This window comes from Corallococcus carmarthensis, from assembly GCF_003611695.1.
In the GTDB taxonomy this organism is placed as follows: domain Bacteria; phylum Myxococcota; class Myxococcia; order Myxococcales; family Myxococcaceae; genus Corallococcus; species Corallococcus carmarthensis.
Map to the genome: position 1 here is coordinate 1 of NZ_RAWE01000312.1, position 8,602 is coordinate 8,602.

General features: G+C 69.6%; 5 protein-coding genes. 3 read left to right on the top strand and 2 right to left on the bottom strand.

Going from position 1 to position 8,602, the window contains the following annotated elements; genetic code table 11:
* From D7X32_RS41325 to D7X32_RS41335, 3 genes are all read left to right on the top strand, one after another.
* Positions 1-1,317, top strand: a 1,317-nt coding sequence (locus D7X32_RS41325; protein WP_244239469.1) for a TolC family protein, incomplete at its 5' end; no start/stop codon positions are given.
* Positions 1,318-1,343: 26 nt separating this feature from the next.
* Positions 1,344-2,522: an efflux RND transporter periplasmic adaptor subunit gene (locus D7X32_RS41330; protein ID WP_120608007.1), complete on the top strand. Its 1,179-nt coding sequence runs from the start codon at positions 1,344-1,346 to the stop codon at positions 2,520-2,522.
* A gap of 28 nt (positions 2,523-2,550) precedes the next feature.
* The gene (locus tag D7X32_RS41335; RefSeq protein WP_120608008.1) at positions 2,551-5,709 is read left to right on the top strand and encodes an efflux RND transporter permease subunit; all 3,159 of its coding nucleotides are present in this window, start codon (positions 2,551-2,553) and stop codon (positions 5,707-5,709) included.
* 99 nt (positions 5,710-5,808) lie between these two features.
* Here D7X32_RS41335 and D7X32_RS41340 read toward each other — a convergent pair whose 3' ends face one another.
* Both D7X32_RS41340 and D7X32_RS41345 read right to left on the bottom strand, forming a co-directional pair.
* Entirely contained in the window at positions 5,809-6,798 is a 990-nt protein-coding gene (locus tag D7X32_RS41340; protein ID WP_147450479.1) for a hypothetical protein, read from the bottom strand.
* A gap of 147 nt (positions 6,799-6,945) precedes the next feature.
* Positions 6,946-8,517 carry a glucan 1,4-alpha-maltotetraohydrolase domain-containing protein gene (locus D7X32_RS41345; protein WP_120608010.1) on the bottom strand — a complete coding sequence of 524 codons (1,572 nt, stop codon included), beginning with the start codon at positions 8,515-8,517 and terminating at the stop codon, positions 6,946-6,948.
* Between the last annotated feature and the right edge of the window lie 85 nt (positions 8,518-8,602).

The window sequence follows — 8,602 nt, forward strand, 5'->3', positions numbered from 1 at the left end:
GTCCCCATCCCCTTCCAGCCGAAGGTGGAGGACCCCATGCTCACCCCCGTCCCGCCCGCGCAGGAGCAGGTGAAGACGTGGGACGAGGCCCTCACCCGGGTACGCCAGCAGTCCACGGACCTGCGCAGCGCGGAAGCCGGCGTGACGCGGGCGCAGGGCCGGTGGCGCCAGTCGCTGGGCCTGCTGCTGCCCAACGCTCGGGCCACGGCGGGCCTGGGAGTGGACGTGCTCCACCCGGACGTTCCCTCCACGGCGGGCGGCGGCGTGGTGGGCGGCACCAACACCGGCACCGGGGCCAAGGTCCCCAGCGCGCCCCTGGGCACGCTGTCCGCGACCCTCACCCAGTCCATCATCGACGTGGGGGCGTGGCGGGGCCTGTCGTCCGCGAAGGCGACGGAGACCGCGTCGGTGGCCAACCTCCAGGACGTGCAGCGCCGCCTCACCCAGGGGCTGGCGCAGGTGCTGGTGGCCACGGTGGCCGCCGAGCGCGCCGCGGAGATCAACCGCGTGGGCCTGCGCCAGGCCCTGGAGCGCTACGCCATCACCCAGCGCTCGTTCGAGCTGGGCGCCGGCACGCAGCTGGACGTGGTGCGGGTGGGCCAGGACGTGGCGGTGGCCCGGCAGACGCTGGTGGCCGGGGACGAGCAGCTGCGCCGCACGCGGGAATCGCTGGGCCTGTCGCTGGGCGAGGACCACGGCGTGGGCGTCAACCCGGCCTTCAACCTCGCGGGGCTGGTGGAGCAGACGCGCCAGGAATGCTCCGCCTTGCAGGATGTGAACGCCCGGGCGGACCTGGTCGCCCTGAGGGCCAACGTGGAAGCGACCCGGGAGAGCCGGCGCCAGGCGTCCGCGGGCTACCTGCCCACCCTGGGACTGAGCACCACCCTCCTGGGCTTCACCACCGACCCCGGCTTCGGCCGGTTCGCCACCTGGAACGTGTCCGCGGTGCTGTCCGTTCCGCTGTGGGAGGGCGGACAGCGCGGCGGGCTCGTGCGCGAGCGCGAAGGCATTGAACAACAGGCGGCCCAGTCGCTGGAGGCCAACCGCCGCGGCGTGAATGTGGAGATTTCCCGCGCCCGGCGTGGAGTGGAAGTCGCGGAGGCCCTGTTGAAGACCGCGTCCGAGTCCGTGGACCTGGCGGACCGGACGGACCGGCTCACACGCCGGGCCTTCGAGGTGGGACGAGGTGGCAGCTTGGAGCTGGTGCAGAGCGGAGCCGCCCTCCGTCAGGCCCAGCTCTCGTTGGTTTTGAGGGAATTCGAGCTCGTTCAGGCCCGCCTGGACGCGTTCCTGACGGAGGCCCGGTGCGACTGGTGACGAGGGTACGCCCCCTGAAGGCGCTGATGACGAAGACGGTGTTGGGCGCGGCGCTGGTGGCTTCCGCGGCCGGGTGCTCGGGCAAGCCGGAGGCGAAGGCGCCTCCTCCACCGCGCGAGGTGCAGGTGGTGGCCCTGGCGCCGCACGAGGTGCGGGACACCGGGGAGTACCTGGGCTCGCTGCTGTCGCGGCAGAGCGTGACGGTGCTGCCGCAGGTGAACGGCTACGTGCGCAAGATCCTGGTGAAGCCCGGCCAGAAGGTGGAGGCCGGCACGCCGCTCGTGGAGGTGGACGCGCGCGAGGAGACCGCGGCGCTGGACAGCGCCCAGGCCCAGCAGAACTCCTCCACGGTGGAGCTGGAGCTGGCGAAGCGCACCCTGGCGCGCACGGAGTCCCTCAACCGCGAGGGCCTGGCCAGCGTGCAGGAGCTGGAGCGCGCCCAGGCGGCGGTGAAGGCGTCGGAGGCCGCGTCGCGCGCGGCCGGCGCGACGGTGGCGCAGCGCCAGGTGCAGCTGCAGTTCCACGTGGTGCGCGCGCCGTTCGCGGGCACCATGGGCGACGTGCTGGTGCGCGTGGGTGACTTCGTGGGCGCCACCACGACGCTCACCACGGTGGCCCAGGCGGACGCGCTGGAGGTCAGCGTGTCGGTGCCGGCGTTCCGCGCGCGGTCGCTCAAGCCGGACACCCAGCTGGAGCTGTTGGATCAGCAGGGCAAGGTCATCCTCTCCAGCACCGTGTTCTACGTGGCGCCGCAGACGGATCCGCGCACGCAGCTGGTGGAGGTGAAGGCCGCCTTCCGCAACACGGTGGGCCTGCGCCCCAGTGAGCTGCTGCGGGCGCGGCTGGTGTACTCCACGCGGGACGCGCTCCAGATTCCGGCGCTCGCGGTGGTGCGCCAGAGCGGTCAGCCCTTCGCGATGGTGGTGGAGAAGAAGGACGGCAAGACGCTGGTGGAGCGCCGCCCGGTGGCCCTGGGCACGCTGGGCGACATGTCCTACGTGGTGGAGGGCGGCCTGAAGCAGGGCGACCTCGTCGCGGTGTCGTCGCTGCACATGCTCCGCGACGGCATGCCCGTCATCCCCAAGCAGATCACCTTGAACGACGAGTCCACCCAGCCAGCGGACACCGCGCGGGCCGATGAGGTCCCCACGAACGCCCAGCGGCCCCGCTCGGCGACGGGCGGCACCACCGGCGGCAGCCGCTAGCAGGCGATTCCAAGAGAGGCGCCACACCGTGTTCGTCGACTTCTTCATCCGCAGGCCTGTCTTCGCCATCGTCTGCTCCATCATCCTGACGCTGGTGGGCGTCATCGCCATCCCGACGCTGCCCATCGCGCAGTATCCGGACCTGGCGCCGCCCCAAGTCACCGTCACCAGCACCTACGTCGGCGCGAGCGCCGAGGTGGTGGAGTCCGCCGTCACCATCCCGTTGGAGCAGGAGCTCAACGGCGTGGAGGACATGCGCTACATCACCTCCACCAGCAGCAACGACGGCACCAGCACCATCACGGTCACCTTCGCCCCCACGCGCAACATCGAGGTGGCGGCGGTGGACGTGCAGAACCGCGTGAGCCGCGCCGCGGCCCGCCTGCCCGCGCAGGTGAACCAGACGGGCATCGTGGTGAACAAGGCCTCCAGCCAGATGCTGCTGACGGTGGGCCTGTCCTCCCCGGACAACCGCTACGACGCGAAGTTCCTCTCCAACTACGCGGACGTGAACCTCAAGGACGCCATCAAGCGCGTCCGCGGCGTGGGCGAGGTGCGCATCTTCGGTGAGCGCAAGTTCTCCATGCGCCTGTGGTTGGATCCGTCGGAGCTGGCGCGGCGCAACATGACGCCGCAGGACGTGGTGCGCGCGCTCCAGGAGCAGAACCTCCAGGTGGCCGCGGGCCAGGTGGGCCAGCCGCCGTCCAGCGACGCGCAGCCGTATCAGATCGCCGTGCGCGCCCGGGGTCGCCTGGTGGAGCCGGAGGAGTTCGGCGACATCGTGCTCATGCGCAACAACGACGGCCGCGCCGTCACGGTGAAGGACGTGGGCCGCGTGGAGCTGGGCGCGGAGAACTACGGCACGCTGCTGCGCTTCAACGGCCGCACCGGCGTGGGTCTGGCCATCTTCCAGTTGCCCACCGCCAACGCGCTGGACGTGCGTGACGGCGTCATCAAGGAACTGGACCGCCTGTCGCAGGCCTTCCCGCCGGGCCTGGAGTACCGCACCGGCACGGACACCACGCTCGCGGTGCGCGCCTCCGTCAACGAGGTGATCCACACGCTCGTGGAAGCCATCGCGCTCGTCATCCTGGTCATCTTCCTGTTCCTGCACGGGTGGCGCAGCGTTCTCATCACCGCGCTCACCCTGCCGGTGTCGCTGGTGGGTACGTTCGCGTTCGTCTACCTGATGGGCTTCTCCATCAACACCCTCACCCTCTTCGGCCTCACATTGGCCACGGGCCTCGTCGTGGACGACGCCATCGTGGTCATCGAGAACATCGAACGCCTGATGGCGGAGCGCGGGCTCACCCCGCTCCAGGCGGCGCGGGAAGGCATGAAGGAGGTGGCCGGCGCGGTGGTGGCCATCTCCGTGGTGCTGGTGGCGGTGTTCATCCCGGTGGCCCTCTTCCCGGGCACCACGGGCTCCATCTACCGGCAGTTCGCGCTCACCATCGCCGCGTCGGTGGCCCTGTCCACCTTCTGCGCGCTGACGCTCACGCCCGCCCTGTCCGCGCGGCTGCTCAAGCACCACCACGGCCCCAAGTGGGTGTTCTTCCGCAAGGTGGACCAGGTGCTGGACTGGACGCGCGACACCTACGGCAAGGGCCTGCGCAAGCTCTTGGCGCACCCCCTCATCGTGCTGGTGGCGTTCCTCGTCTGCATCGGCGCCACGGTGATGCTGTTCCGCTCCGCGCCCACGGGCTTCATCCCGGACGAGGACCAGGGCTACGTCATCATCTCCGTGCAGGGGCCGGAGGGCATGTCCCTCAGCCAGACGGAGAAGGTGCTCCAGGAGGTGGAGGCGGTGCTCAAGGCCCAGCCGGAGGTGAACGTGATGTTCGCCATCGGTGGCTTCTCCCCCAACGGCAACGGCTCCAACTACGCCACCGTCTTCACGGCCCTCAAGCCGTGGGAGGAGCGCATGGGCAAGGACCAGTCCGTGGCCGCGCTGGTGGAGCGGCTGCGCGGGCCGCTGGGCAAGATTGGCAGCGCGCGCGTCATCCCCTTCCAGCCCCCGGCCATCCGAGGCGTGGGCAGCGTGGGCGGCTTCCAGTTCATCGTCGAAGACATCGCCGGCAACCACTCGCTGGAGGACCTGGCCAACGCCACGGCGGAGATGACCCAGAAGGGCAACGAGGAGGGCCGCCTGCGCGGCGTCTTCACCCCCTTCAACGCCAACACGCCCATCCTGGACGTGGAGGTGGACCGCCAGAAGGCCAAGGCGCTGGGCGTGCCGATTGAACAGATCTTCGGCGTGATGCAGCTCTACATGGGCAGCCAGTACGTCAACGACTTCAACTACGCCAGCCGCACCTACCGCGTGTACGTCCAGGCCGAGCAGCAGTTCCGCGACAGCCCCCAGGACATCGGTTCGTTCTACGCACGCACAGACGCCGGAGACATGATCCCGCTGGAGTCGCTGGTGAAGGTGACGCCCATCGTCTCCGCGCAGGTCATCAAGCACTACAACCTGTTCCGCTCCGTGGAGATCAACGGCCAGGGCGCTCCCGGCGTGTCGTCCGGCCAGGCGCTGGAGGCCATGGAGAGCGTGGCCAACCAGGTGCTGCCGCAGGGCATGGCGTCGGAGTGGACGGGCATCAGCCTGGAGCAGAAGGAGTCCGGCGGGCAGACGATGATCATCTTCGCCCTGGGCATCCTCTTCGTGTTCCTGGTGCTGGCGGCGCAGTACGAGAGCTTCAGCCTCCCGTTGGTCATCATCCTGTCGGTGCCGCTGGCCATCATGGGCGCCCTGGGATTGCAGGTGGCGCGCGGCTACGCCAACGACGTGTTCTGCCAGGTGGGTCTGGTGATGCTGGTAGGCCTGTCCTCCAAGAACGCCATCCTCATCGTGGAGTTCGCGGAGCAGCTGCGCGAACAGGGCAAGAACGCGCTGGAGGCGGTGGTGACGGCCGCGGAAGTGCGCCTGCGCCCCATCCTGATGACGTCCATCGCGTTCCTGCTGGGCGTGGTGCCGCTGATGACGGCGTCCGGCGCGGGCGCGGCGGCGCGCAACTCGCTGGGCACCGCGGTGTTCGGCGGCATGCTGGTGTCCACCATCGTCAACCTCATCTTCATCCCGGGCCTCTACGTCCTCATGCAGAAGGTGCGTGGGAGCGCGACGCGGTCCAGCGGTGAAGCGGAAACGCCCACGCCGCACGAGCCGGCCCCGGCCCACGCGCCGTGAGCTGACGCTTCGAAGTGCAGCGCTTCAAGAACAGACCGCCCTCCCCTTCCAGTACGTGAAGAGGAGGGCGGTGGTGTTTTCAGGGGACTGCCGCGTGCGTCAGATTTCGTGGGCGGTCTGCTCGTACACGATGACGTGGCGGGACACGGGGAAGAGGATGACGTTGAGCGTGCGCCAGTTGTCGCCGTTGGGGCCGGTGCTGAACTCGCGGAAGTAGCTCTTCACCTGCACGTCCTCACCGCTGTCGCCGTAGGCCGCGAGGATGGCCGGGTGCAGCGACTGGAACTGCAGGTACATCCGCGACTGGAACGCCGCATAGGTGTACGTGCCCGGGGCCGGGTCGCTGCGGTAGCCCCTGTACTCGCTCTTCGCCAGCACCGCGGCCGCGGCGGCGTCCAACGACGCGGGCGTCGAGTACGGCCACGCGAAGTCGTACCGGTCCAGGAAGGAGAACATGTCCTCCCGGTACGCGTTGCCCGTGTCCAGCAGCGACTGGAGGTTCGGCTCGATGGGGAACTGCGCCAGCGTCACCGGCGTGTTGGCCGACGCCGGGGCGGGATTCGACACGCACGCGCCGCCCACGCACTGGGCCTGGAGGCGGTACTGCTTGCCCAGGCCGTTGCTCCAGCCCACCACCACCAGGTACTCGCCCGCGTCGTCGAGGGTCGCGAGCGGAATCTTGCTCAGCTCGCCGTAGCCGGAGTCGTCGTCCTGGAAGAGGATGCGCGTGCCGTAGCTGCCGTTCGCGTCCTTGGGGCCGTACACGAACAGGCCGGTGTCCACGCCCACGCCGGTGCCCAGGTGCGTCACCTCCAGCGCCACCTGCGTATGCGCCGCGACGGTGAGCTTGAAGCCCTCGTAGGCCGCCGTCGTGCCGGTGTTCGACGCCACGGCGCCGCCCACGGACAGCGTGCCCAGGTAGTTCATGAAGCCGCCCGACAGCGTGGCAGGAGGCGACACCAGCGACTGCGTCGTCGTCACCGTCTCGCTGCTCGCGGGGGGCTGCTCAGGCTGCCCGCCACAGGCGCCCAACAGGCCCACCGCGGACATCCACAGCACCGCGCTTCGCACTGCCGTTCCACGCTTCATCGCTTCCGCCTTCGTTCAAGGAGGCGGGAGGGGCCCGCCCCGGAGGTGAGGCGGCCCCTGTGACAGCTTGAAGACGGGAACTCAAGCAACAGGTGAAACACAGGCGCCCCTGGCAAGACATGAAACAGGGGCGCCTGTCTCGGCGTCTTAGAAGCTGGCGGTGGCGGTGATGCTGCCGCCGGCGGCCGGGGTGGTGACGGTGTTGTTGCTACCGCCCTGCCACACGACGTTGCCGCTGCCGTCGCGCTTGAGGCACTTCCACTGCACGGCGGTGTTCGCGGGCAGCGCGTAGGTGCCGCGCCAGGTGGGGTACGCGGTGGGGCTGAGGATCTTGGAGGTGGTGGGGCTCCAGGTGTCGAGCTCCGCGATGCTGCCGGCCACGTAGACGTTCTGGCCCATCACGGTCGTGCCGTTGTTGCACACGAACTCCACGTTGGCGGTGGTGCCGGTGGGGGGCGGCGTGGTGCCGGTGGTCCACACGGTGTAGTCGGTGCCGGAGGCGGCCTGCGTCCAGCCGGTGCCGGGGGTCCAGGAGCCGCTGCCCAGCTTCACGGCCACCTTGCCGCCGATGATGGCCGCGTACAGGCCGCTCTCCGCGCGCTGGATGCTGACGGTGGACTCGGAGGTGAGGCCCGCGTTCTTGCGGATGTCCATCAGCGTCTTGATGGAGCTGCCCAGGCCCCAGTTGAAGTAGTGCGCCCAGTAGACGGTGGGGATGCCCGGGTGGGTCAGCACGTAGGCGTAGCCCGTCATCACCTTGGCGCACGGCACCGGCCAGTGGTTCTGCCCGTTGCCGCACGACTCGCTGGGGCCGGTGTCGTGGTTGTCCACGAAGGTGACGTGGCGGCTGGGCCACCAGCCGATGCCGCCCGCGGGCTTGCCGTCGGCCGCCTTCAGGCGCGTGTAGTTGTTGTTGGTGAGCGCGTCGTTGAGCAGGCCCTTGGTGGCGAAGTCGAACGCGGCGCAGGAGCCCGTCGTCGTGTCCACCCAGTTGGTGATCTGCTGCTTCCAGTCGTTGGGGTTGTTCGCGTCGAAGTAGTTGGTGGGCCAGAACTCACCGACGCAGAACCACGGCGCGGTGTCCGTCACGTACTCCTTCACGTAGCTGCCCGCGAAGCCCTTCACGAAGTCGAACCGCCAGCCCGCGAAGCCCACGCCCTTCAGACGGCTGTTCATCCACGTCTTCAGGTCCGCGCGCACGTTCGTCTGCGAGTGGTCCAGGTCGCGCGCCGCGGCGTAGCCTTCACCGCTGTCGTTGTTGCCGCAGGCGCTCGCCCACTCGTCGCCCTTGGCCACCGCGCTGCAGCCGCTCCAGGTGGGGTTGGTGAAGTCCGCCCAGTTGGCGGTGCCCACGCGGTGGTTCACCACGATGTCCGCGATGGGCTTCACGCCCTGCGCGTTGAGCGCGGCCAGCGCGGCGGTGAGCTCCGCCTCCGTGCCGTAGCTGGAGTTGAGCACGTTGAGCTGCCGGGGCAGGTAGCCCTGCGTGGACGCCGCGTCGGAGGGCGGCGGCAGCCAGATCATCGTGAAGCCCGCGGACTTCAGCGTGGCCGCGTTGTTCTTCACGGTGTTCCACCACCCGCCCGCGCTGGCGGAGTTCCAGTGGAAGCCCTGGATCATCACGTCGGTGCTGGCGCCATCCAGCGGCTTGGCCACGGCGGGCGCGGCGGCGAACAGGCCGGCCGTGGAGACGACCAGCAGTCGGGTCTTCAACGTCATCGGGGGACCTCGGGGTTGGGGGAGGAAGCGCGGGCAAGCTAGTCCTGCCTCCCCCCACGGACCAGGACTCCCCGTTGAACAGGCC